At 69.6% G+C, this 23,367-nt stretch carries 25 protein-coding genes and 3 tRNA genes; 18 read left to right on the top strand and 10 right to left on the bottom strand.

What is annotated here, in order from left to right:
• Window positions 1–4: 4 nt before the first annotated feature.
• Window positions 5–2,158 carry a 4-alpha-glucanotransferase gene (gene malQ, locus ACZK5N_RS06050; protein ID WP_459019200.1) on the top strand — a complete coding sequence of 718 codons (2,154 nt, stop codon included), beginning with the start codon at window positions 5–7 and terminating at the stop codon, window positions 2,156–2,158.
• Here the strand turns inward: malQ and ACZK5N_RS06045 are convergent.
• The gene (locus ACZK5N_RS06045; protein ID WP_459019201.1) at window positions 2,079–3,599 is read right to left on the bottom strand and encodes an HNH endonuclease signature motif containing protein; all 1,521 of its coding nucleotides are present in this window, start codon (window positions 3,597–3,599) and stop codon (window positions 2,079–2,081) included. The genes malQ and ACZK5N_RS06045 overlap by 80 nt on opposite strands.
• A gap of 241 nt (window positions 3,600–3,840) precedes the next feature.
• Complete coding sequence (locus tag ACZK5N_RS06040; protein ID WP_459019202.1) at window positions 3,841–5,193, bottom strand: nicotinate phosphoribosyltransferase; 1,353 nt, start codon at window positions 5,191–5,193, stop codon at window positions 3,841–3,843.
• A 23-nt stretch (window positions 5,194–5,216) separates the two neighbouring features.
• Between ACZK5N_RS06040 and clpS the strand changes: the two genes are divergently transcribed.
• From clpS to ACZK5N_RS05985, 11 genes are all read left to right on the top strand, one after another.
• The gene (clpS, locus tag ACZK5N_RS06035; RefSeq protein ID WP_459019203.1) at window positions 5,217–5,510 is read left to right on the top strand and encodes an ATP-dependent Clp protease adapter ClpS; all 294 of its coding nucleotides are present in this window, start codon (window positions 5,217–5,219) and stop codon (window positions 5,508–5,510) included.
• The gene (locus ACZK5N_RS06030; RefSeq protein ID WP_459019204.1) at window positions 5,507–6,091 is read left to right on the top strand and encodes a DUF2017 family protein; all 585 of its coding nucleotides are present in this window, start codon (window positions 5,507–5,509) and stop codon (window positions 6,089–6,091) included. Before clpS ends, ACZK5N_RS06030 begins: the two co-directional genes overlap by 4 nt.
• On the top strand, window positions 6,084–6,890 hold the full coding sequence (gene murI, locus ACZK5N_RS06025) for a glutamate racemase (protein ID WP_459019205.1): 807 nt from the start codon (window positions 6,084–6,086) through the stop codon (window positions 6,888–6,890). Before ACZK5N_RS06030 ends, murI begins: the two co-directional genes overlap by 8 nt.
• 10 nt (window positions 6,891–6,900) lie before the next feature.
• Window positions 6,901–7,626 carry a ribonuclease PH gene (gene rph, locus ACZK5N_RS06020; protein ID WP_459019206.1) on the top strand — a complete coding sequence of 242 codons (726 nt, stop codon included), beginning with the start codon at window positions 6,901–6,903 and terminating at the stop codon, window positions 7,624–7,626.
• Window positions 7,623–8,246 (top strand): RdgB/HAM1 family non-canonical purine NTP pyrophosphatase, encoded by a 624-nt coding sequence (gene rdgB / locus ACZK5N_RS06015; RefSeq protein ID WP_459019207.1) that lies wholly within the window; start codon window positions 7,623–7,625, stop codon window positions 8,244–8,246. The genes rph and rdgB overlap by 4 nt, the downstream gene beginning before the upstream one ends.
• On the top strand, window positions 8,243–9,055 hold the full coding sequence (locus ACZK5N_RS06010) for a thymidylate synthase (RefSeq protein WP_459019208.1): 813 nt from the start codon (window positions 8,243–8,245) through the stop codon (window positions 9,053–9,055). Before rdgB ends, ACZK5N_RS06010 begins: the two co-directional genes overlap by 4 nt.
• Before the next feature lie 19 nt (window positions 9,056–9,074).
• The gene (locus ACZK5N_RS06005; protein WP_459019209.1) at window positions 9,075–9,932 is read left to right on the top strand and encodes a DUF1707 SHOCT-like domain-containing protein; all 858 of its coding nucleotides are present in this window, start codon (window positions 9,075–9,077) and stop codon (window positions 9,930–9,932) included.
• A complete protein-coding gene (locus ACZK5N_RS06000; protein WP_459019210.1) occupies window positions 9,929–10,408 on the top strand; it encodes a dihydrofolate reductase in 480 nt (159 codons plus the stop codon). Before ACZK5N_RS06005 ends, ACZK5N_RS06000 begins: the two co-directional genes overlap by 4 nt.
• Window positions 10,409–10,415: 7 nt before the next feature.
• Complete coding sequence (locus ACZK5N_RS05995) at window positions 10,416–11,747, top strand: DNA polymerase IV (protein WP_459019211.1); 1,332 nt, start codon at window positions 10,416–10,418, stop codon at window positions 11,745–11,747.
• Between the two features lie 80 nt (window positions 11,748–11,827).
• Entirely contained in the window at window positions 11,828–12,388 is a 561-nt protein-coding gene (gene thpR / locus ACZK5N_RS05990) for an RNA 2',3'-cyclic phosphodiesterase (protein WP_459019212.1), read from the top strand.
• Window positions 12,389–12,630: 242 nt separating this feature from the next.
• Window positions 12,631–12,712: transfer RNA gene (locus ACZK5N_RS05985), tRNA-Leu, on the top strand.
• A gap of 203 nt (window positions 12,713–12,915) precedes the next feature.
• On the opposite strand, the gene ACZK5N_RS05980 is transcribed toward ACZK5N_RS05985, so the two are convergent.
• The 3 genes from ACZK5N_RS05980 to ACZK5N_RS05970 all read right to left on the bottom strand — a co-directional run bounded on the left by ACZK5N_RS05980 (window position 12,916) and on the right by ACZK5N_RS05970 (window position 15,258).
• Window positions 12,916–14,040 carry a trypsin-like serine peptidase gene (locus ACZK5N_RS05980; protein WP_459019213.1) on the bottom strand — a complete coding sequence of 375 codons (1,125 nt, stop codon included), beginning with the start codon at window positions 14,038–14,040 and terminating at the stop codon, window positions 12,916–12,918.
• A gap of 89 nt (window positions 14,041–14,129) precedes the next feature.
• Window positions 14,130–14,786 carry an IMPACT family protein gene (locus ACZK5N_RS05975; RefSeq protein ID WP_459019214.1) on the bottom strand — a complete coding sequence of 219 codons (657 nt, stop codon included), beginning with the start codon at window positions 14,784–14,786 and terminating at the stop codon, window positions 14,130–14,132.
• A complete protein-coding gene (locus tag ACZK5N_RS05970; protein ID WP_459019215.1) occupies window positions 14,779–15,258 on the bottom strand; it encodes a peroxiredoxin in 480 nt (159 codons plus the stop codon). Before ACZK5N_RS05970 ends, ACZK5N_RS05975 begins: the two co-directional genes overlap by 8 nt.
• A 75-nt stretch (window positions 15,259–15,333) precedes the next feature.
• Between ACZK5N_RS05970 and ACZK5N_RS05965 the strand changes: the two genes are divergently transcribed.
• Window positions 15,334–15,669 (top strand): DUF3618 domain-containing protein, encoded by a 336-nt coding sequence (locus tag ACZK5N_RS05965; protein ID WP_459019216.1) that lies wholly within the window; start codon window positions 15,334–15,336, stop codon window positions 15,667–15,669.
• Between the two features lie 152 nt (window positions 15,670–15,821).
• A complete protein-coding gene (locus ACZK5N_RS05960; protein ID WP_463624698.1) occupies window positions 15,822–16,712 on the top strand; it encodes an LCP family protein in 891 nt (296 codons plus the stop codon).
• A 31-nt stretch (window positions 16,713–16,743) separates the two neighbouring features.
• Here the strand turns inward: ACZK5N_RS05960 and ACZK5N_RS05955 are convergent, their stop codons facing one another.
• The 3 genes from ACZK5N_RS05955 to ACZK5N_RS05945 form a co-directional block, all read right to left on the bottom strand.
• Window positions 16,744–17,154: an arsenate reductase ArsC gene (locus tag ACZK5N_RS05955; RefSeq protein ID WP_459019218.1), complete on the bottom strand. Its 411-nt coding sequence runs from the start codon at window positions 17,152–17,154 to the stop codon at window positions 16,744–16,746.
• 14 nt (window positions 17,155–17,168) lie between these two features.
• On the bottom strand, window positions 17,169–18,161 hold the full coding sequence (locus ACZK5N_RS05950) for a metalloregulator ArsR/SmtB family transcription factor (RefSeq protein ID WP_463624697.1): 993 nt from the start codon (window positions 18,159–18,161) through the stop codon (window positions 17,169–17,171).
• A gap of 223 nt (window positions 18,162–18,384) precedes the next feature.
• A tRNA-Lys gene (locus tag ACZK5N_RS05945) sits at window positions 18,385–18,460 on the bottom strand.
• Between the two features lie 138 nt (window positions 18,461–18,598).
• Here ACZK5N_RS05945 and ACZK5N_RS05940 point away from each other — a divergent pair.
• Window positions 18,599–19,507, top strand: a complete 909-nt coding sequence (locus ACZK5N_RS05940) for an SDR family oxidoreductase (protein ID WP_459019220.1) — start codon at window positions 18,599–18,601, stop codon at window positions 19,505–19,507.
• An 8-nt stretch (window positions 19,508–19,515) separates the two neighbouring features.
• On the opposite strand, the gene ACZK5N_RS05935 is transcribed toward ACZK5N_RS05940, so the two are convergent.
• On the bottom strand, window positions 19,516–20,514 hold the full coding sequence (locus ACZK5N_RS05935) for a DNA topoisomerase IB (protein ID WP_459019221.1): 999 nt from the start codon (window positions 20,512–20,514) through the stop codon (window positions 19,516–19,518).
• 182 nt (window positions 20,515–20,696) lie between these two features.
• Between ACZK5N_RS05935 and ACZK5N_RS05930 the strand changes: the two genes are divergently transcribed.
• From ACZK5N_RS05930 to ACZK5N_RS05920, 3 genes are read left to right on the top strand one after another with little or no spacing between them, the layout of a single operon-like run.
• Window positions 20,697–21,596, top strand: a complete 900-nt coding sequence (locus ACZK5N_RS05930; protein ID WP_459019222.1) for an ABC transporter ATP-binding protein — start codon at window positions 20,697–20,699, stop codon at window positions 21,594–21,596.
• The gene (locus tag ACZK5N_RS05925; RefSeq protein ID WP_459019223.1) at window positions 21,593–22,393 is read left to right on the top strand and encodes an ABC transporter permease subunit; all 801 of its coding nucleotides are present in this window, start codon (window positions 21,593–21,595) and stop codon (window positions 22,391–22,393) included. Before ACZK5N_RS05930 ends, ACZK5N_RS05925 begins: the two co-directional genes overlap by 4 nt.
• A 9-nt stretch (window positions 22,394–22,402) precedes the next feature.
• Window positions 22,403–23,200, top strand: coding sequence for an ABC transporter permease subunit (locus tag ACZK5N_RS05920; RefSeq protein ID WP_459019224.1), 798 nt, complete (start codon window positions 22,403–22,405; stop codon window positions 23,198–23,200).
• A gap of 71 nt (window positions 23,201–23,271) precedes the next feature.
• On the opposite strand, the gene ACZK5N_RS05915 is transcribed toward ACZK5N_RS05920, so the two are convergent.
• Window positions 23,272–23,344 (bottom strand) — tRNA-His (locus tag ACZK5N_RS05915).
• Window positions 23,345–23,367 lie beyond the last annotated feature (23 nt).

The raw sequence follows: 23,367 nt of genomic DNA, 5'->3' as shown, positions 1-23,367 counted from the left end.
CATCGTGACTGACCTCAACCACGGCCTGATCCAGCTGGCCGAACGCTTCGGCATAGCCCGGGAGTTCTGGGACTGGAAGGGGCGCCATGTGCCCATTCCCGCCGAGACGATCATCGGCGTCCTGGCCGCGTTCGATGTGGATGCGAGCACCCCCGAGGCCGCGGATGCGTCGCTGACCCGGCTCGAGGACGAGCGCTGGCGCCGCGTGGTGCCCTCGTGCACCGTCCTCGAGGAGGGACAGGGCGCGCACGTGCCCATCCATCTGCCCGCCGGCACCGAGGTGGACGTTCACATCGGCCTCGAATCCGGGGAGACGCGGCGCACCTGGCAGAGCGAGAACGTCGCGCCGGACCGGTGGGTCGACGGCGAGGCCATCGGCGAGGCGTCGTTCTGGGTGGGCGACGACCTGCCCACCGGCTACCACCACATCGTGGCCCGAACGGCTACCGGCGTGCACACGGGCATGCTCATCGTCACGCCATCGGTCGTCGGCTTCCCGGCGGCGATGCGGAACCAGCGGATCTGGGGTTACGGCACGCAGCTGTATTCGGTGACCTCGCGCCAGTCGTGGGGAATCGGGGACCTGGCGGACCTCGCGGACCTCATCACGTGGTCCGGCACCAAGCAGTTCGCCGGTTACGTGCTGATCAACCCCCTGCACGCGGCCCAGCCCGTGCCCCCCATGGAGCCCTCGCCCTACCTCCCGGCCAGCCGCCGCTTCATCAACCCCAGCTACATCCGCCCGGAGGCCATCCCCGAGTACGCCACCCTGGGCCGTGCCGAGCGGCTCCGGATCAAGGCGCTGCGTCGCCAGGCGCAGGCCGCGGCGGACACCTCTGGCATCGTGGACCGCAACGCCATCTGGCCGCTGAAGATCGAGGCGCTGCGTCTCATCCACGAATCGGGCATGCGCTCGGCCCGCCGGATCGCCTACGAGGACTTCCGCCGTCGCGAGGGCATCGGGCTGCGCAACTTCGCGCTCTGGTCCTGCCTGTCGCTCACCCACGGCCAGCTGTGGACGGAATGGCCGGAGGAGCTGCGCCGGCCGTCGTCGCCCGCGGTGGCGGCCTACGCGGAGGAGCACGCAGGGGACGTGGACTTCTTCGAGTGGCTGCAGTGGATCGCACAGACTCAGATCTCCGCCGCCCAGACGGTGGCCGCGGAGGTGAACATGCCGGTGGGCATCGTCACGGATCTCGCCGTCGGCGTGCACCGCCAGGGCGCCGAGACCTGGATGATGCCTGAGGTGTTCGCCTCCGGCATGAGCGTGGGGGCCCCGCCGGACCAGTACAACCAGGCGGGGCAGGACTGGGGTCAGCCCCCGTGGCGCCCGGACAAGCTCGAGGAGCTCGCCTACTCGCCGTTCCGGGCCATGGTGTCGGCCGCGCTGCGGCGGGTGGGCGGCGTACGGATCGACCACATCATCGGCCTCTTCCGGCTGTGGTGGGTGCCGATCGGTGCGGGGCCCACCAACGGGACCTACGTGCGCAACAACCACGAGGCGCTCGTCGGGATCCTGGCGCTGGAGGCGCAGCGGGCCCAGGCACTCATCGTCGGCGAGGACCTCGGCACCGTCGAGCCGTGGGTGCGCGACTATCTGTCCCGCCGGGGCATCCTCGGCACCTCGGTGCTGTGGTTCGAGGCGGGGATGCAGGGCGAGCCGCTGGATGCCCAGTGGTGGCGCCAGTACTGCATGGCCTCGGTCACCACCCACGATCTGCCGCCGACGCTTGGTTACCTCGCTGGGGACCACGTGCGGCTGCGCGACGACCTCGGCCTGCTCACCGAGCCGCTCCAGGAGGAACTCGACGCTGCGCAACGCGAACAGGCCGGCTGGCTGGCCAAGCTCGTCGACGAGGGGCTGCTCGCCGAGGATCAGCGTGATGAGCCCGTCGAGGTGATGCTGGCGCTCCACAAGTTCCTGCTGCGCACCCCGTCGAAGGTGTTGCTCGCGGCGCTCACGGACGCAGTGGGGGAGCGCCGGGCGCAGAACCAGCCGGGCACCGTGGACGAGTACCCAAACTGGCGGGTGCCGCTGGCGGACATGCGTGGCAAGCGGATCTCGCTGGAGGAGATCTTCAAGGCGCCGCTTCCGCGCCGCCTTGCCGCGGTGATGAACGGGCTCGACGAGCAGCCCGAATCCCGCTGGGACCGCTGACGAACGCCGGCGATGGCCACACTCCTGGCCCGGCATCGTGGGCGGCGCTCCTGGGCGAGCGGCCTGTTGCCGCCGCCCGGATCCTAGGCCCCGGGCGGTCCTGACTTGCCAGGTGGACCTGCATCCGCCGCGTCGGCGAGATCACCGGCTTCCGGGTGACCGGATCGAACGTGACTGTCCATTGATCGGCGTCGGCGTTGAATCGTTGGGGCTCGATGACCGCGTGATGATGTGCACAGAGCAGGACCATGTTTCCCAGCGACGTGGGCCCGTCGAGATACCACGGAATCACGTGATGTGCTTCGCACGCCGAATCCGGTGCGGTGCAGTTGGGGAATGCGCAGCCGCCGTCGCGGAGGGACAGTGCCTTGCGGATGCCGGGGTTCACCAGCCGCTTCGTCTGTCCGATGTCCAGGATCTCCGAGGCAGCGCCCAGGACGGCCGGGGTGAGGTCCGCGTCGCAGCAGAGCCGGCGCAGGTCTCCGGGTGCGATCTCCGCACCCGACGCTAGTAAGCCCAATGCCTCCGCGCGACCCCGTAGGTCCGCCTCGCTGATGGTGATCACGATCCGCGGCCGGTCTCCGGCCGCTGTCGGCGCCCCGCGATGCTCGGCCACGATGGTGGTGAACGCGTCGGCCCTGCGTTGGTCGGGCGTGCGGCCCTGATCGGCTGCAGCGTAGCTCCGGAGCAGCTGCGGCCCGGGGCGCAGGGAGCGGACGCCGGCGAGACGGCCCCGCGCCGCTCGTCGATCCGCCTGCACGTACGCCTCCAGGGTGGCGATCAGCGGCGCCGCGTCCACCTCAGGCAGGGAGCCGCGGAACCACACGGAGCCGTCGCCGTCGTCGCCGTAGCTGAACGACCGCTTGGCCCGCGCCCGGCGCGTCTGCGCCTCGATGTCTGCGACCTGCTCCGCCGCGGTGGGCATCAGTTCCGGCGCGACCTCCGCCAGAACGAGCGCCGCCGCCTGCGCCAGCTTGCGGGGCGTGGCGCTGGCAGCGCGCCCGATGAACACTGCCTGCGCCCGCTCCACCTGCTCGGCACTCAACCCGGCCGGGAGTTGCGCCATGCCCTTGCAGATGGCCACCGCATGTCCGGGCGACACGTCGCCCTCGAGAGCCGCCTGCCGGACCTGCGAGTGTGTGGCGAGGTCCCGGGCCTGGAACACCTGCGCGGCGGCCTCCCTCGTGTCACGTTGCTCGCTGACGGCCAGGAAGGACGTCAGCGGAGTGCCTGCGGACTTCATCGACGCCTGGGCCCGGTTGGCCTCGTCAGTGAGGACAAGTGCGAGCGACTCGATCCGCTCGGCGAGCCGCCTGGCCCGCTGCATCAGACGCAGCCTGGCCGTGGGCTCCAGCCCTTCGCGCTCCGCGTGGTCCACCAGCGACAGCGTGGACTCCAGCGCACCGAGCGCCTGGTCCGTGGTGAGCCGTCGTTGAAGCATGAGTCCAGTATAAATAGAACAGGTGTGCGACGCAAGGCGTGGGTGTGAACTGTTGCCGCACTGTGATACTCGCTCTGACAAGGATTGATAGGCGCCTGGGTGTGCCCATCGCCGCCAGCGGGCCGAAGCAGGAGCCGGCCACCCTCGGCCCCGCGGGCAGGAGTTCACGGCCCGGGATCCCGGGCCTGACTCCCTGATTACTCCCCCGCCCACCGGGGACAGCGCACGTCGGAGCGCCCGGTCAGAGGTTCGGCACCAGCGGCGCGGCCTGATACGGGTTGGTGGACTGGTTGCCGGTCTCGTCGAGGATGAGGGTCTCCAGGGCCGGATCGCCCTTCGAGATCCGGTGGGCGCCCACCGGCAGCTCCGCCAGGGACTCGACGTGCCGGCGGCGCGCGTCGTCGAGGGTGGCGCGGTAGACCAGCTCGCCCCCGCGGAACACGGGGACGAGGAGGTCGCGGTCGTTGCCGTCGTTGGCGGGCGGGGTGCCCATCCCGATCACCTCGGACTCGGCCCTGCCGTCGGCCCCGCGGCGGCGCATGGCGAACTTCCGGCCGCCCAGCGTGTTCTTGCCCTTGGACTTCTTCGCCACCGGCGTCATCGGCGCGTTCGGATCGTCCGAGGCGGCGCGCGCCACGAGCTTGTACACGAACCCGCAGGTTGGGTGCCCGGAGCCGGTGACCAGCGCGGTGCCCACGCCGTAGCCGTCCACGGGGGCGCCCTGCAGCGCGGCGATCTGCCATTCGTCGAGGTCCGAGGTGACCATGATCCGGGTGTGGGTGGCGCCGAGGTCGTCGAGGAGATCACGGGCCTCGCGCGCCACCAGCGCCAGGTCGCCGGAGTCCAGCCTGATCGCTCCCAGCCGCCCGCCCGTGAGCTCCACGCCCAGCCGGATGGCGGCGTCGATGTCGTAGGTGTCCACCAGCAGCGTGGTGGCCTCGCCCAGTGTCGCGAGTTGTGCGCGGAAGGCGTCCTCCTCGGTGTCGTGCAGCAGGGTGAAGGAATGCGCCGCGGTGCCGATGGTCGGCACGCCGTAGGTGCGCCCCGCCTCGAGGTTCGACGTGGAGGCGAATCCTGCCACGTACGCGGCCCGGGCAGCGGCCACGGCCGACCACTCCTGCGTGCGCCTCGACCCCATCTCCGCGCACGGCCGGTCGCCGGCCATGGACGTCATCCGCGACGCAGCGGCGGCGATGGCGGAGTCGTGATTGTAGATGGCCAGCAGCACCGTCTCCAGCAGGCACGCCTCGGCGAAGGTGCCCTCGACGGAGAGCACCGGTGAGCCCGGGAAGTAGACCTCGCCCTCGGGGTAGCCCCAGATGTCTCCCGAGAAGTGGTAGTTCGCCAGCCACTCGGCCAGGTTGTCCTGGATGATCCCGCGCTCCAGAAGCCAGCTCAATTCGGCTTCGTCGAAGCGGAAGCGCTCGATGGCCTCGACGGCGCGCCCCAGCCCCGCCACCACGCCGTAGCGACGCCCCTCCGGCAGGCGGCGCGTGAACAGGTCGAAGAGGCTGCGCCGGTTGGCTGTGCCCGCGTTCATCGCGGCCTGCACCATGGTGAGCTCGTAGTGGTCGGTGAGCAGCGCGGTGGTCATGCACGGCACCCTATCCTGGGGCCATGAGCAGTGCAGGCGATGCCGGAGTCGAGGTCCTCGAGGCCCCCACCGAGGCCCCGGGCACGGTGGGCCAGTGGGTGACCATCGTCTGGGACGACCCGGTCAACCTCATGAGCTACGTCACCTACGTGTTCCAGGAGTACTTCAAGTACCCCCTGGAGAAGGCCGAGGAGCTGATGCTGAAGGTGCACCACGACGGGAAGGCGGTGGTCTCCACCGGCAACCGTGAGGCGATGGAGCGCGACGTGCTGGCGATGCAGGGCTACAACCTGTGGGCCTCGATGGAGCAGGCATGACGCTGGAGAACGAGGACATCGTGTGGGCCTTCGACGGCCGCGACGGCCGCGCCGAGGGGCTGCGCAACATGATCGAGCTCTACACCTCCCAGCTGGCCACCCTGCTGCCGGCCGAGAGCGACGACGCGTTCGAGCAGATCGTGGCGGACCTCTCCGACGACCCCACCAACCGCATGCTCGGCAATCCCCGCCTGATCCGGCTGTTCCCGCCCGCGATGCCGGACGCGAAGGGCGCCGACGACTTCTGGCGCGACTCCATCCACAACCAGGCCCGCGCCCGGACGGCGGCCGCGCGCATCGTCGTGGAGGACCTCGAGGGCTGGGACGAGTTCGTGCCGGTGGCGCTGGGGCGCGCCGACGCCTGGGTGAAGGTGCTCGGTGCGGTGCGGCTGTTCTGGTACACGGAACTGGCCGGCCCCGAGCGCCTCGCGGAACCGGACCCCAACGTCGAGGCCAGCGGGCTGCACGACCTCATCGAATGGCTGGGCTACCTGCTGGAGGACCTGCTCGAGTCACGCGCCACCTGCCTGAGGCTGGACGCCAGCCTGGACCCCATGGACTTCGAGCCGGCCGATGAGTGACCTGATCGAGCGGCCCATCGGCGTCTTCGACTCCGGCTTCGGCGGCCTCACCGTGCTGCGTTCCCTCGTGGAGCAGCTGCCCAACGAGGACTTCGTCTACCTGGGCGACACCGCCCGCGCGCCCTACGGCCCCAGATCCATCGCCGAGGTCCGCCGCTTCGCGCTGCAGGGCCTGGACCACCTCGTCGCGCAGGGGGTCAAGGCCCTCGTGATCGCCTGCAACTCCGCCTCGTCGGCCGTGCTGCGCGACGCGCGGGAGCGCTACGACGTGCCCATCACCGAGGTGGTGCTACCCGCCGCCACCCGTGCGGTCGCGGCCACCCGCAACGGTCGCGTGGCGGTGGTGGCCACGGAGTCGACGGTGAACTCGCGCTCCTACGACGACGCCTTCGCCATCGCTCCCCAGATCACCCTCACCGCGCAGGCGTGCCCCCGGTTCGTGGAATTCGTCGAGGCCGGCATCACGGGCGGTGACGAGTTGCTCGACGTGGCCCGTGAATACCTGGAGCCGGTGATCAAGGCGCACGCGGACACGCTGATCCTCGGATGTACGCACTACCCGCTGCTCAGCGGGGTGATCAGCTATGTGCTGGGCACGGGCGTCTCGCTCGTGTCGTCGGCGGAGGCGTGCGCGCAGTCCACCTACGCCCAGCTCACCCAGGCCGGCCTGCTGCACCACCAGCCGCGTGAGGCCGAGCGCAGGTTCCTCACCACAGGAGACGCCTCGGACTTCCAGGGCATCGGGCGGCGCCTGCTGGGCGGGTTCGTCACGAATGTCGAGCACGTGACGATCGACTAAGTTGGGCGCCATGACGTTTCGCCGTGGCGATGGCCGCGCCCCCGATGAACTGCGCGAGGTGCGCATCACCCGCAACTGGCTGGACCACGCGGAGGGGTCGGTGCTCGTGGAGTTCGGCCGCACCCGGGTCCTGATCGCCGCCTCCGTCACCGTCGGCGTGCCCCGGTGGCGGCAGGGCTCCGGCCTGGGCTGGGTCACCGCCGAGTACGCCATGCTGCCCCGGGCCACGCACACCCGGTCGGACAGGGAGTCCGTCAAGGGCAGGCTCGGCGGCCGCACCCATGAGATCTCGCGCCTGATCGGACGCTCGCTGCGCGCCGTCGTCGACTACAAGGCGCTGGGCGAGAACACCATCGTGCTGGACTGCGACGTGCTCCAGGCCGACGGTGGAACCCGCACCGCGGCCATCACCGGCGCCTATGTGGCACTGGCGGACGCCGTCGAGCACCTGCGGCGCCTCGGGGCGCTCAAGGGCGAGCCGCTGAAGGACTCGGTCGCGGCGATCTCCGTGGGGTTCAACGCCAACGGACACGCACTGCTGGATCTCAACTACGACGAGGACTCCGCGGCGGGCACGGACATGAACATCGTCATGACCGGCTCGGGCACGTTCATCGAGGTGCAGGGCACCGCGGAGGGCACGCCGTTCACCCGCGACGAGCTGGGCACGCTCCTGGATCTGGGCACGGCCGGCTGTGCGGAGTTGACCAGCCTGCAGCGCGAGGCACTGGCATGAGGTTGCCCGAGCGGTTGGTGCTGGCCACCAACAACCCGAAGAAGCTCGCCGAGCTGCGCCGCATCCTGGTGAGCGAGGGCGTGCGGGTCGAGGTGCTGGGGCTCGGCGACGTGGCGCGCTACCCCGAGCCGCCGGAGACGGAGCGCACCTTCGAGGGCAACGCGTTCCTCAAGGCCTCGGCCGCCGCCCGGGAGACGGGGCTGATGGCCGTCGCCGACGACTCGGGCCTGGAGGTGGACGAACTCAACGGCATGCCCGGCGTCCGCTCGGCCAGATGGGCCGGGCCGGCGTGCGACGACGAGGACAACAACCAGCTCCTGCTGGCGCAACTCGACGGCGTGCCGGCCGAGCGCCGCACCGCGCGCTTCGTCTGCGCGCTGGCCATGGTGGCGCCCACCGGTGAGCGGAGGGTCTGGCACGGCACGATGCCCGGCCGCATCGCGGAGGCGCCGGACGGGGAGAACGGCTTCGGCTACGACCCCCTGTTCATCCCCGCCGGCCTGGCCGTCTCGTCGGCCGAGCTGACGGCCGAGGAGAAGGACTCGATCAGCCACCGCGGCAACGCCGTGCGCGCCTTCGTCGATTACCTCAAGAGCCTCGAGGCGGAGGGGGCCGCATGAAGCAGTACCTGGACCTGCTGCGCCATGTCACGGACACCGGCGTGGACAAGCCGGACCGCACCGGCACCGGCACCCGGTCCGTGTTCGGTTACCAGATGCGCTTCGATCTGGCCGAGGGCTTCCCGCTGCTCACCACCAAGAAGGTCCACACCCGGTCGGTGTTCGGCGAGCTGCTGTGGTTCCTCCGAGGCAGTACGAACCTGGCCTGGCTGCACGAGAACAAGATCACCATCTGGGACGAATGGGCCGACGCCGACGGCGACCTGGGCCCCATCTACGGCTACCAGTGGCGCTCCTGGCCCACGCCGGACGGTCGCCACATCGACCAGCTGGCGGCCGTCGTCGAGTCCCTTAAGACCAGGCCGGACTCCCGCCGTCACATCGTCTCCGCGTGGAACGTGGCGGACGTGGACGCCATGGCCCTGCCGCCGTGCCACATGATGTTCCAGTTCTACGTGGCGCCGGCGGACGACGGTGGGCCCTCCCTGCTCAGCTGTCAGCTCTACCAGCGCTCGGCGGACGTCTTCCTCGGCGTGCCGTTCAACATCGCCTCCTATGCTCTGCTGACGCACCTCGTCGCGCAGGTGACGGGGCTGCGCGTGGGGGAGTTCGTGCACACGCTGGGCGACGCGCACATCTACTCCAATCACGTGGACCAGGTGGCCGAGCAGCTGACCCGGCAACCGCGGGCACTCCCGAGGCTGCGGCTCAACCCCGAGGTGACCGAGCTGGACGCGTTCACGCTGGCCGACATCGAGGTGGTCGGCTACGACCCGCACCCCGCCATCAAGGCGCCCATCGCCGTGTAGGCGGGCTACCCTAACCCTCATGAGCGAACTGCGGCCCTCCTTCCAGGAGCGGGACCGGTATCTCGAGCTGCTGTCCACGGCGTACGCGGACGGCCGGCTCGACGAGTCCGAGTTCGAGACGCGCAGCAACGCCGTGCTCGCCGCGGTGACCCACCGCGATGCCATGGCCCAGTTCCAGGGCCTGCCGCAGCCCAACATCGTTCCGGTGACGCCGGCGTTTCCGCGCCCCCAACCTGGGCCGCCGCAGGCGTTCCAGCCCTTGCCGGAGGTGTATCGCGGCGTGCCGTCGAGTGACGTGGGCCGCCGCGTCCTGTTGGGCGTCGGGGCGACCGTCGTGGGGCTGGGGGTTCTGGGGGTGATCGGGTTCTCCGGCATGATGATGAGTGAGTCCGTGACGGGGGGTATGAACCCGATGATGCCGGAGCCCGAGTGGGCCGGGGGATCGCTCGAGTTGGACCCGATGTTCTTCGAGGGCTGGGCCGAGACCTCGGCGCTGCTGCTCGATCACGGCCTGGACTCCCTCGTCGAGTTGCGCATCACGGTCGACGAGATCGCCGGCGTCGGGTCGCAGGCCCGGGCGCCCGGCGAGATCACCACCTTCTCCCGTCTGGGCATGGGGCCCATCGAGATGAGCGGATCCACCGTGGCCGGGCCGGTCAACCTCGCGGAGTTGGATCTGGTCAACGGGCTCGTCCCGAAGGCGCTGGAGACGGCTGCGCTCAATCTCACCGGTTCAGTCACTGAGGTGTTGCTGCTGTGGACGGACGCCGGCGATCCCACGGTGCGGGTCACGGCCGTCGACGGCCGTGAGTCCGGGTCGGTCCAGGTCGACGCCGCCGGCGAGACGATCGATGTCCGGCCGATGGAACCGCGATGAGGATCGTCGCGATCGCGGCCGTGGCCGACAACTGGGTGATTGGCTCCGGCGAGGACATGCTGTGGCACATCCCCGAGGACTTCCGCCGCTTCAAGAAGGTGACCACCGGCAACACGGTGATCTTCGGGCGCCGCACGCACGAGCAGATCGGGTTGCTGCCCAACCGTCGGATCATCGTCGTCACCCGCGACCATGGCTGGAGCGACGACGGCGTCGAGGTGGCGCACTCCATCACCGAGGCGCTGGACCTGGCGGCCGAGACCCCGGAGCGGGTGTGTTACGTAGGCGGCGGCGCCCAGGTCTACGAGGCGGCGTGGCCGTACCTCACCGAGCTGGACATCACCCACGTCCACCAGGACCCCGACGGCGGGGCCCGCTTCCCCATGATCTCGCCGCGGGAATGGACCGAGGTCTCCCGCGAGATCAGGCAGGGGTTCGACTTCGCGCAGTACCGGCCCACCCCGGCCGTCGGCTGACGCCCCGATGGCGCGTCGGATCCTGCACCTCGACCTGGACGCCTTCTTCGCCGCAGTCGAGCAGCGCGACAAGCCCAGCCTTCGCGGCAGGCCGGTCGTGGTGGGCGGCGCCGGGCCTCGCGGGGTGGTGGCGACGGCGTCCTACGAGGCGCGCCGCTTCGGGGTGCGTTCCGCGATGTCCGGGGCGGAGGCGCGGAGACGGGCGCCGAACGCCGCGTTCCTGGGCGGGCGGTTCGCGGCCTACCGCGAGTCGTCGAGGATCGTGATGGAGCTCCTGAGGGAGGTGTCGCCGCTGGTGGAGCCCCTCAGCTTCGACGAGGCGTTCGTGGACCTGGCGCCCACAGGGTGGGGCGAGGCTGAGTTGGCTGAGCGCGTGGCCGCGCTGCGTGCCGAGCTGACCGAGCGGACTGAGGGACTGACGGCCTCCGTCGGGGTGGCCACCTCGAAGTTCCTGGCCAAGCTGGCCTCGGAGGCCGCCAAACCCGACGGTGCCCGGATCCTGGACCCCGGGGAGGAGCTCGGCTTCCTGGCGCCCCTCCCGGTGCGGGCCATCCCCGGCGTCGGGCCGGCGACGGAGCAACGCCTGGTGGCCATCGGGGCCTACACCGTCGAGGACCTGCGCGCCGCCGACCCCGCCGAGCTGATCCGCGAGGTGGGGCAGGCCGCAGGCGAAGGGCTGGCCGCGCTGGCGTGGGGCCGTGACGACCGCGTCGTCCACCCGCAGCGCGACCCCAAATCCATCTCGACGGAGGACACGTTCGCCACCGACCTCACGGACCGCACCCAGCTGGAGATGATCCTCCGCCGCGACGCGGCGTCCGTGGCCGGGCGGCTCACCCGCGCCGGCTACTTCGCCCGGACGGTGACGGTCAAGGTGCGGTTCCCGGACTTCACCACCCGCACCGTCGCGCGCAGCCTCGGCGGGGCCACCGACGCCGTCGACGTGATCACCGCCGCGGGGCTCGACCTGCTGGGCGAGGTGGATGTGCGGGCCGGGGTCCGGCTCCTGGGGATCGGGGTGTCCAACTTCGCCACCTCCGCGCAGGAACGGTTGTTCGGCGACGAGGAGGCGGCAGCCTCGGTCACGGAGATCAGCCATGGCGAGGACGTGGGGTTGAGCGGCGTCAGGGGTCGCGGCTTCCATCCCGGGGCGGATGTGGTGCATGACGAGCACGGTCGCGGCTGGGTGTGGGGATCGGGGCTGGGGCGCGTCACGGTGCGGTTCGAGACCCGCCACTCCGGCCCGGGGCCGATCCGGACGTTCGCGCTCGACGACCCGACCCTCCGCCCGGCCGACATCGATCCGCTGCCGCGCGCCGTCCTCGACGACGAGCGCTAGGACTCAGGCCTGGAACGCCCTTCACCAGCCGCGGACCTTCCCATCCCTGCGCGCGGAGGCGCCTCGGTAGGGTTGGCGGCATGGGAGCGCGCATGTTCACCGCCGTCCTTCCGCCCGCCTCATTGGTCGCGGAACTCGGCGCCCTGCTGGAGCCCCGCCGTGACGTGGATCCCACGCTGCGATGGTCGCGGCCGGAGGGCTGGCACCTGACCACGTCGTTCATGGGCGACGTCCCGGCGGACGCCCTGGACCGGCTGGAGGAGAACCTGGCCGGCGTCGCGGCACGGTCGCGGCCTTTCGGGGTGGGCGTCGGGGGCGGGCTGGCGTTCCCGCACGCGGCGAAGGCGAAGGTGCTGGCGCTGGGAGTCCGTGAGGGCCACGACGAGCTGGCCGCGCTGTCGGCGTCGTGCCGTGCCGCCGCGAGCCGGGCAGGGGTGGAGGCCGACGGCGCCCGCTTCGTCGGGCACCTGACCCTGGCGAGGCACGGCCGCGGCGTGGTGGCGGTCCGATGGCTGGAGGTGCTGGATTCCTTTCCCGGTTGGCGTTGGCTTGCTCAGGAGGTATGCCTGGTGGAGTCCCGGGGTTCGGGGGCGCGCTACGGGGTGGTGTCGCGGTTCCCGCTGGGGGAGGCAGGAAGTTGAGCCGGACACGGCTCTCAACGACGTGCGTGGAGCCGGACACGGCTCTCATCGAAGGTGCATGAGCCTGACTCCAGGGTCGACGTCGGCGGCGCCCCTTTTGAGCGTTCAACTCCTCACGAGATCCAGATCCGGCTCATCGCGACGAACGGCAGGGGGCGCCCCGTCGCGCAAGGGCGCAGCTCAGCGATCGAGTGGTCGAGGCGCCGGTGGGTCGCCTAGACTGGACGGGCCCTCCGGGGCGAGCCGAAGTGGTGGAATTGGTAGACACGCAGGACTTAGGATCCTGTGCCTTCGGGCGTGAGGGTTCAAGTCCCTTCTTCGGTACTTCGGGTAATGGCTCTGACTACCCCGGTCATGGACGATCGACGCCGTTCTCGCGTCTCCGTACCCTCCACGTGCGACAACAACGAGATGCGCGGACTTTTGGATGCCCCCGAAGCTTTCGCTGGACTGGTACAACGGCACGAAGCGGGCCTTCGCCGAGGCGCCCGAGGACTGATGCCACCGGTGGCCGCGCACCGAGCGAGTCACGGGAAGTCGTTGCGGGCCCGGATGATCAGGTCCACCATGTGCGACCCGCCGCTGGCGCCGTTGGTCGTGGCGCTCTGCCAGCTCTGATCCGCGACCACCCTCGGCCAAGGCTCCCCGTCCCACCACCCGAACATCGGCCCACCGGACTGGCCGGGGATGACGTCGGCCTGGTGCATGATGGCCTGCGCCGTCTCCGGCTGTGAGTCGTGTCCGTTGAGGCTGAAGTCGCCGACGAAGCAGGGACGGCTTCCACCGGCGATGTCCTGCGGGTAGCCGATGTGGCTCCAGTAGGCGCCGCCGTCCCAGGAGTCCGAGTAGGTGCGCGATCCCATCCAGCCCGTGAGGGCTCCCATGGGGCGATCGAGCACCACCACCACGTAGTCGTGGCGCTCCTCGGTTCCCTCGATGGTGGGCCCGAAGACCTGCTCCTGCCAGTAGATGTGGATGCCCCAGGCGGTGCCGAACGGGGTGCTGCCGTCGAAGTAGCTGGGCATGAACTTGATCCAGCCGGCCACGTACGGGTCCGGGTTGGTGGTCCAGCCGATGGCGTGGCTGCAGGTGAGGAGGTGGCGGGGGCCCACCATGGCGCCCGAGGCCCACCCTCCGTTCGAGGTCTCGACCCGGCCGGCCGTGCACCAGGGGAAGCCGGTGTCGCTGAAGTCGTAGCGGTCGTCGGTACCGAAGACGGTGGTGGCCCATTTGGCGTCCGGATCATCCAGGCGCGGGATACGTCCCTTGAGACGACGGCGCAGCCTGCGATCGAGCTTCTCCGGCTTGACCCGCAGATCCAGGTGGTCCGGGAGGAAGCCGGTGACCGCGTCGACGTGCTCGTCCTCGGTCAACAGGGTTCGGCGGCCCGAGAGCCTGGTGCTCTGCACACCGGGGCCGAACGAGTGGACCCCGATGGCCTGGCGAGGTATGGCCAGATCCACGCGGAACGTCTTCTCGCCGGTCAGGGAGACCGACGGTTCCACCACCTCGACCTGCCGCACCTCGGGGATGGGTTCCCGGCCGGTGAGGAAGAGCGTCTCAGTCACCCCCTCGTCGGGGGCTTCGGTCAAGGCCTCACGCGTAGCGACGACTCGGGCGAGGCGGGCATAGGGGATAGGTTCGTTGCTCATGATGGTTTCCCTCCCAGAGGGCCGCCGTCCGGCGGTCTCATGGTGCAGGAGGATCGCGGCCGGCTCCTGATACCCAGGCAGTGCCGCGTCTATCCGACCCAGCGTTCGCCCGTGGCGACGGGACTCAGCCGACCCGCGGACATCGTCGCCAGGGCCTCGGCAACCTCGGCCTCCCGACCGGCGGGCACAGCCAGCGAGATGTGCGCGCCGTCGGTCCACTCGACGCCGTCGACCACCACCGGCGCGCCGGACGGCAGCACCAGCCCGCGCAACTGGTCCTCGATCGAGCCCGCATCCGCGAAGGCGACGTCCACGCGCAGGACCCGGCACAGCCGAACCTCGCGCACGCCGATGGTGTCGACGGCGGCCGCGACCGCGTCCGAGTAGGCCCGCACGAGGCCGCCGGCGCCCAGCTTGACACCCCCGAAGTACCTGGACACCACGGCCACCACGTCAGTGAGCGAATTCTTCTGCAGGACCTGGAGTATCGGCACCCCGGCGGTCCCGGCGGGCTCGCCGTCGTCCGAGCTCCGCGCGGTGCGGGACTCCGGACCCAGCACGAACGCCGAGCAGTGATGCCGGGCCTCGAAGTGGACCGAGCGCCGGTCCTCGACGACGGCGCGGGCGGCATCCTCCGTCGCCACCCTGCGCAGCCGCGTCAGGAACCGCGACCGCCTCACCTCCAGTTCGACGTCGACGCCCCCACCGGAGTCCGCGTCGATGGTGCGGAAAACGGTGTCAGGCACCAAGCTCGCGGCGAAGCTTCGCCACGTGCCCCGTGGCCTTCACGTTGTACTGGGCCAGGCGCACGGTCCCGACCCCGGCGTCGTCGACGTCGATGACGAACGTGGAACGCAGGACGCCCTCGATCTCCTTGCCGTACAGCTTGCGCGGTCCGTAGGCGCCGTACAGATCGTGCACCGTCTTCTCCGGGTCCGCCAGGAGGGTGAAGCCCACCTCCGAGCTCTGCTTGAACTTGGCCAGCCGCTCCACCGGATCGGGCGAGCAGCCGAGGACCGTGTAACCGGCAGCCGTGAAGGCGTCCAGGGCGGACGAGAAATCCACCGCCTGCGTCGTACAGCCAGGGGTCATGGCGGCGGGATAGAAGTAGAGGATCACCGCGCGTCCGGCGTGGTCCGCCAGCGAGACGTCGTCGCCGTCCTGGTTGGGAAGCGTGAAGGCGGGGGCGGTGGAGCCGGTGGTGAGGCGTGCGGTCATGCGCCACATTCTAGGGGCCTCGACCGAGAGGTGGTCTGGTTGACTAGGCTGGGGCTGTCAGTGGAGGAGAACCGCATGTCTAATGGCTCACAGCGATCCGTCGATGAGATCCGCGCCGATGTTGCCGCGGCCCGGGCGAAGCTCGCCCAGGCCACGTCGGACGCCGTGGAGTCCGTCAAGCCCCAGAACATCGCCCGCGCAGGCGTGGAGCAGGTGAAGGGGTTCGCGAAGGCCGAGTTCGACGCGGCCGCCTCCCAGGTCCGCGACGAGGAGGGCGGCTGGCGCACGGACCGGTTGATGGCCATCGGCGGTGCCCTGCTGGGGCTCGTCGTCTTCGCGGTGACGATCAACACCATCGCCAAGCGTCGCACGTCGCTCGAGGCGCGTGCCCGCCGGGCGATCACCCGGTGAGTGGGGGTTCCCCGGCCCTCCGCACCTTCCTGACGTGGCTGGCTGTGGTCGCCACGTTCCTGACCGGTTGCTCCGCCCCGTCGGGGGTTCAATCCTCCACGTCCCTACCGTCGAATCCGGAGACCACGCCGGCCGCGACCCCGGCGGCGGGCGTGAGCCCCTCACCGGCTGCCTCCGCGTCCCCCTCCCCGTCGCCTTCTCCCACGCCGGTCGACGTTCTGCCCGCCGGTGTGGTGAACGTGCTCTTCTTCGGCACCGACTCGCGCGAACCGACGTCCCTGCAGGGCAATGCGGACGCGATCGTGGTGGCGCAGCTGTCGGCGGACCGGCGCTCGATGACGCTGGTCTCGATCGCACGCGACACCTACGTGCCGTACGCCGGGGGCGGGCGCGGCAAGATCAACGGCAGCTTCGCGGCGGGTGGGACGGACAACCTCAGCGGCAGCGTCTCGGCCCTGCTCGGCGGTCTTCCCATCCACTACGCCGTGCAGTCCAATTTCACGGGCTTCATCAACATCACCCGCTGGCTCGGCGGCTTCGAGGTCCAGAACCAGAAGGCGACGAGGGTGACCGTGCAGAGCACCGGCCGGACGGTGGTGTTCCCGTCGGGGCCCCTCGCGCTGGGTGGCACCGACGCGCTGATCTACAGCCGTGAGCGCAAGACGATGCCGCTGGGCGACCTCGACCGCGCCGAGCGGCATCGGGCCGTGCTCACCGGGATGCTCGCGCGGCTGCAGTCGCGCGTCGCCGAGGATCCGGCAGGCTTCCTGGACCTGTTGGCCAACCTGGTGGGCAACGTCAAGGTCACCGGGAGTCTGGACCCGGACAACCTCGGCGGCCTGATCCCCGCCATCCAGGCGGTGGGGGCGGGCGGCGTCGTGTCGCTGATGGTGCCGATCACGGGGTTCGACACGGTGGGCGGCGCCTCGGTCAACAGGGTGGATGAGAGGCGGACGCGGGAACTGGCGGCCGCCTTGAAGGCGGGCGACGTCTCCGGTTACGTGGAGCGCTACGGCACCGGATACGCGCCGACGGGGGGCTGAACTCCCCGTCGGCCACGTAGAGCGCCGCAGGTCAGACCGCGGTCGGCAGCAGTTCGCTGATCAACTGTTCGACGCGGCGGCGGATCTCGTCGCGGATGGGGCGCACTGCGTCGACGCCTTGGCCGGCCGGGTCGTCGAGAGTCCAGTCCTCGTAGCGCTTGCCAGGGTAGAAGGGGCAGGTGTCGCCGCAGCCCATCGTGACCACCACGTCGGAGACCTCGACCGCCTCGGTGGTGAGGATCTTGGGCTGCTCGGCGGAGATGTCGATGCCTTCCTCCGCCATGGCGGCGACGGCGGCGGGGTTGATGCTGTCCGCCGGTGCGGATCCGGCGGAGCGGACCTCGATGCGGCCCTCGCCGAGGTGGCGCAGATAACCGGCGGCCATCTGGGAACGGCCGGCGTTGTGGATGCAGACGAAGAGGACGCTGGGCTTGTCGGTCATGGGGTGCGTGCCTTTCAGGTGGTGGGGATGCCCAGCTCGACGAGCAGGGTGCGGAGCTTGGCTGAGATCTGGTCGCGGATGGGGCCGACGTCGTCGGTGGATTGGCCGGCGGGGTCGGGCAGTTCCCAGTCCAGGTAGCGCTTGCCTGGGTAGATGGGGCAGGCATCGCCGCAGCCCATGGTGACGACGACGTCCGCCGCGCGCACCACGTCGTCGGTCAGCGGCTTCGGGAACTCCTGGCCGACCTCGAGGCCCACCTCGGCGAGCGACTCGATGACGGCAGGGTTGATCTCGGAGGCCGGCAGCGAGCCGGCGGAGCGCACGTGCACGCGCCCCGGCGCCATGGCGGTGAGGAGGGCGGCGGCCATCTGGGAGCGTCCCGCGTTGTGGGTGCACACGAAGAGCACCTCGGGAACCGACTTGGCCAGACTGCCCCGCGACTGCGCCAGCGCCGTCAATCGCTCCTGGGCGAAGCGGACGGCCAGTACCGGTACGAAGGTCTTGATCCTGGCCGTGCGGTAGAGGGTCTGGAAGGACTCGTGCACGTAGCGGTCCACCGTCTCGCGGGCGAAGATGCCCGTGAAGCGGTAGGCGAGTTCGTCGACGCCGCGGTTGAGCACGTGCTCGACGGTGCCGTCGGAGGGCAGTTCGAGGTGGTGCGACTCGCGGACGGCGGGTGTGGGGCCCTTCGCGAACGCCTCGAGGGCCCTGGCCAGGTCGTCGAGCGTGGAGGGTACGACCCGGTAGTAGACCGAGGTGCCCTCCTTGCGGCGGGACAGGAGCCCAGCCTCGTGGAGGACCTTGAGGTGGTGGCTGACGGTGGGCTGGGCGAGGTCGATGGAGCCGATGAAGTCGAAGGCGGACGCCTCTCCGCGCGGGTCTGAGGCGATCGCGGCGACCATGCTCAACCGCGCCGGGTCGGACAGTGCCTTGAGGGTGGTGGTCAGCTCAGCGGCACGCTCGGGGCTGATCGGCGCGCGGGCGGCAGCGCGCTCATGGATTGACATACATCAATACTGATGAGCGTCGATGTACTTGTCAAGGGGTGGGATTGGCGGGCCCGAATACACGACCAATCCGTACCCCGGGCCGTCGGGCGCGCCTCGCAGGGAGGTTTGGCGGCGTGTCGTGCACGTCGAGAGTGGGGAGGGCCGCGACGCGACGCCGGATGCGACGGCGGTTCCGGGCAACGTGAAAGGGCCGGATCTGTCGATCCGGCCCTTCGTCCATTGGTACACCGCCAGGGACTTGAACCCTGAACCCGCTGATTAAGAGTCAGCTGCTCTGCCAATTGAGCTAGCGGTGCGCGCGAGGACCAACTGTAGTGGCAACGCTTTGGGGAAGTCCAATCGAGGATCGATCGAACGCGACATCGCCGCCGCTTCGCCGAGTCGATGTGGCCCGAGGCCTGGAAAATGTAGCCGTGATCGTCTTGACTGGGACGATGAGTGAGGATCTGTACGCAGTGGACAAGACAGCTCAGGAACTGGCCGGCCCCGAGGGCGGTTTCCCCGAACAGGAGCAGCAGCCGCCCGGCCTGACTCCGCCGATGGATCCCTACCCGGACCATGGCGAGGAATCATGGTCGGGTCGCGGCCGGCTGAAGGGGCTCAAGGCTCTGGTGACCGGCGGAGATTCCGGGATCGGACGCGCGGTCGCCATCGCCTACGCGCGCGAAGGGGCGGACGTCGCGATCAACTACCTCGACGAGGAACAGTCGGACGCCGAGGAGACGCGGAAGTGGGTCGAGGAGGCAGGGCGGACCTGTCTCCTGCTCCCGGGCGACCTCACGGAGGAGTCCGTCGCGCGGCAGATGGTCGACGACGCCGCGGCCGGTCTGGGCGGCCTGGACATCGTGGTCAACAACGCCGGCTACCAGTGGGCCCGGCGCGAGAACGGCCTGGCCGACGTCAAGACCGAAGAGATGGACCGCGTCTTCAAGACCAACCTGTACGCCCTGTTCTGGGTGAGCCAGCAGGCGTTGAAGTACCTGGGAGCGGGATCGAGCACCATCAACGTCAGCTCCATCCAGGCCTATGACCCCTCGGAATCCCTCATCGACTACGCGGCCACCAAGGCGGCCATCAACAATTTCACGGTCAACCTGGCCGCCGACGTCGGCCCGAAGGGGATCAGGGTCAACGCCGTCGCCCCCGGCCCGATCTGGACCCCACTCCAGCCCGCCACCAAACCAGGGGAGGGCATGCCCACCTTCGGAGGCAACACCCCGCTCGGTCGTGCGGGGCAGCCGGCGGAGCTGGCGGGAGCGTTCGTGTTCCTGGCCAGCCCGGCAGAGGCGTCGTACGTCAGCGGCACGGTGCTCGGTGTGACCGGCGGCCGACCCGTCTTCTGACCGGGGGCTTACCCGAGCAACTCGAGGACGGCTCGCTCCAGCCCCGCCTGCCGGGCCTGGGGGGAGCCGTATCTGCGTCGAACTGCCTCGCCGATGGTGACGCCGGCATCGTAGGCGTCGATCACCCGCGGATCGATATACGACGTGCGCGCCACCGTCGGCGTGTTGCCGAGGTAGCGGGCCACCTCCGCCACAGCCTCCCGGATGGCCCGCTTCCGGGACGTGACGCTGCCGCCCGGCTCGTCCGATTCGGCCAGCACTGTCGCGGCGATCACAGTGGCGTGCCAGGTGCGAAAATCCTTGGCGGTGACTGCGCCCCCGAACAGATCCCGCAGGTACGAGTTGACCGCCGTGCTGGTGAGATCGCGCCAGGTGTGGTCCACCCGATAGGCGAGCAGGCGTGGGCTCTCGTCGCGTCGGCGCCGGAGCCTGTCCAGCACCGCGACGGCCGCAGGATCGTCCACCTCGACGGTGTGCTCCACGCCGGACTTGCCGACGAACCGGAACACCAGCGTGTCCCCCCGGCGCCGGACGTGGCGCCGCTCCAGCGTCGTGAGCCCGAAGGACCCGTGGGCGTCGCTGTAGGCGTCGTTGCCGATCCGGAAGTAGCCCACGTCGAGCAACCGCACGGCCGTGGCCGCCGCCCGCTCCAGGGGCATGCCTTCGCGGGCGAGGTCGCGCGTGATGCGGCGTCTGGCGGCGGGAAGCTCCGCGGCGGCGGCCGCCACGCGCTGAAACTTCGACCGGTCCCGACGACGCCGCCATTCCGGGTGGTAGAGATACTGGCGGCGCCCCGCGTCGTCGGTTCCGACGGCCTGAAGGTGTCCGTTGGGGTGCGGGCAGATCCATACCTCGCCCCACGCAGGGGGGATGGCCAGGGCCCGGATCCGCTCCAGCTGCTCCGGGCCGAGTGCCCGCCCCTCCGCATCGCGGTAGCTGAACCCGGTGCCGCGACGGCGGCGCGTATACCCGGGAACCCGGGGGTCAGCGCGACGGAGACGCATCATGGGGGAATGCTACGCGTCGCCCGGGCTCCGCCGCGGTCGCGCACCGTTCCCGCCGCCGCCACGGTGATGGGCCTACCATTGAGGTGGCCCTCCGCGGACATCCGCTGCGCTAACAGCGGCCCAGCGGAAGGCACATCCTGGTTTACGCAAACCAGGAGCGCGACACGCTCAACGGAGCTGAGATGCACGTCATCGAGACGACCAAGCTGACCAAGTCCTACGGCCGGGCGCGAGGCATCGTCGACGTCGACATGTCCGTGCGGGAGGGCGAGATCTACGGATTCATCGGGCCGAACGGCGCGGGCAAGTCCACCACGATCAGGACGCTGCTCGGGCTCATCCACCCCACCAGCGGCTCGGCGACGGTGTTCGGCAAGGACATCACCACGTCCGGCCCGGAGATCCGGCAGGAGGTGGGTTACCTGCCGTCCGAAGTGTTCTACTACGACGACATGCGGGTCATCGACCTGCTGAAGTACTCGGCCAGCTTCTATGCCAGGGACCGGGCGGTCACGGACGCGAGGATCCGCGAACTCGCCGAGATGTTCGACCTCGACCTGAAGAAGAAGATCGACGACCTGTCCTACGGCAACAAGAAGAAGGTCGGGATCATCCAGGGGTTGGCGCACGCACCGAAGCTGATCATCCTCGACGAGCCGACCGGAGGGTTGGACCCCCTGATCCAGCAGCAGTTCTTCCACCGGCTGAGGGTGGAGAACGAGAGGGGCGCCACCATCCTCTTCTCCTCGCACATCCTCGGCGAGGTGCAGCGGCTCTGCGACCGGGTGGCCATCATCAAGGACGGCTCGATCATCAAGGTCGAGGAGATCAGGACGCTGCTCGAGAACCAGACCAAGCGTTTCAGGGTCGAGTTGGCCGGTCCGCCTGATCCGGCGCGTTTCGGGATCGACGGCGTGAGCGACCTGGCCGTGACCAACCACTCGGCGAGCTTCCTCTACCGGGGACGCATCAACGACGTGACCAGGATGCTCGCCGAACAGGACCTCGTCGACCTCCTCGTCGAGGAGCCGGACCTGGAGGAGATCTTCCTGCACTACTACCAGCGGGGGGACGAGCGGTGAACGTGTTCGTCCGGGAGCTACGGGCGCACGGCAGGTCGACCATCACCTGGATCGTCTCGCTCAGCGCGATCCTCGTGGCGTTCATGGCCCTGTATCCCGCGTTCACCGCCGACGTCGCCGTGACCCGGGAGGTGTTCGAGCAGTTCCCCGAGATGGTGATGGACGCCCTGAACATCTCACTGGCGAGCTTCTTCACCATCTACGGATTCTTCGGCTACCTGCTCAGCTTCGCGATCCTCGCGGGATCCATCCAGGCGATGAATCTCGGGACGGGGATCATCTCGAAGGAGACCTCCGGGAAGACCGCGGACTTCCTGCTGTCCAAGCCGGTCACCAGGTCCCGGGTGGTGACGGCCAAGTTGGGGGCCGCGCTGACGTTGCTGGTCGTCACCAACCTCGTGTTCGCCTCCGTCGCCTACACCGTCGCGCGAGTCATGTCCGAGGACGAGTTCTCCGCGCGCACCTTCCTCCTCATGGCGTCGACGCTGTTCCTGGTCCAGCTGTTCTTCCTGGCGTTGGGGGCGCTGTTCGCCGTGACGATTCCCCGGATCAAGTCGGTCGTCGCGGTGTCCCTGCCGACGGTCTTCACCTTCTACATCATCGGTGTGGTGGGCGACGTCCTCGGCAACGACGAGGCGAGGTTCATCACACCCTTCAGGTACTACGAGACGGACCACATCATCGCCAGCGGAAACCTGGAGGCCCCCTCGCTGGTCGTCGAGTTCGCGTTCGTCGTCGTCGCGATCTCACTGAGCTATCTGATCTACGTGCGCAAAGACATCCGCGCGGCGGCCTAGGGGGCAGTGATGAACGTCTTTGTGCGTGAGCTGAAGGTGCAGCGGACCGCGCTGATCTTCTGGTCCCTGGGCATGGTGGCCCTCGTCGGTGCCGGCATGGCGAAGTTCGCCGGGTACGAGGAGGCCGGCCAGTCGGTCGAGCAGTTGATGGCCACGCTGCCGAGGGCGGTCTTGGTGGTGTTCGGGATGACCGGTTTCGACCTGTCGACGGCGGAGGGCTTCTACGGCGTGCTGTTCCTGTACGTCGCGGTGATGGGGGCTGTGCATGCCGTCCTCCTGGGCTCCACCCTCGTGTCGAAGGAGGAGCGCGACAGGACCTCGGAGTTCCTCTTCGCCAAGCCGATCCCCCGGGGGAGGGCACTCACCGGCAAGCTGCTCGCCGGCCTCGTCAACGTCGTGGTGCTCAACCTCGTGACCGCGGTGTCGTCGCTCTACTTCGTGGGCTTCTTCGGCGAGGGGCGGTCGTCCAGCGACGAGATCCAGGTGCTGATGGTCGGCCTGCTCTTCCTGCAGCTGATCTTCCTGGCCGTGGGCGCGGTGGTGGCCGGGGTCTCGAAGCGGCCGAAGTCGGCCCCCTCGCGCGCCACGTCGGTGATGTTCCTGACCTTCCTCGTCTTCTACCTGGTCAACCTCAACGAGGACCTCGCCCCCCTCAGGTTCCTCTCGCCGTTCAAGTACTTCGACGCGGCCACTCTGATGGCCGACGGAACCCTCGACCCGGTCTACGTCGTACTGTCGGTGGCCATCATCGTCCTCGCCGTCGCCGGCACCTACCGGTTCTTCGCGCGGCGCGACCTGACGGTGTGATCCAGCCGGCCTCCGGCGGCGGAGACGCAGAAACCCGCCCCGAGCGAGTGCTCGGGGCGGGTTTCCGCCGGGGTGAGTAACGGGACTTGAACCCGCGGCCCCCTGGACCACAACCAGGTGCTCTACCAGCTGAGCTATACCCACCATTCGTCGTGGACCACGAGGGG

The sequence above is a fragment of the Tessaracoccus pujii genome, from assembly GCF_055326215.1.
Note: the sequence above shows the minus strand (reverse complement) of the source record. Positions and strands in the feature narration are given on the sequence as shown.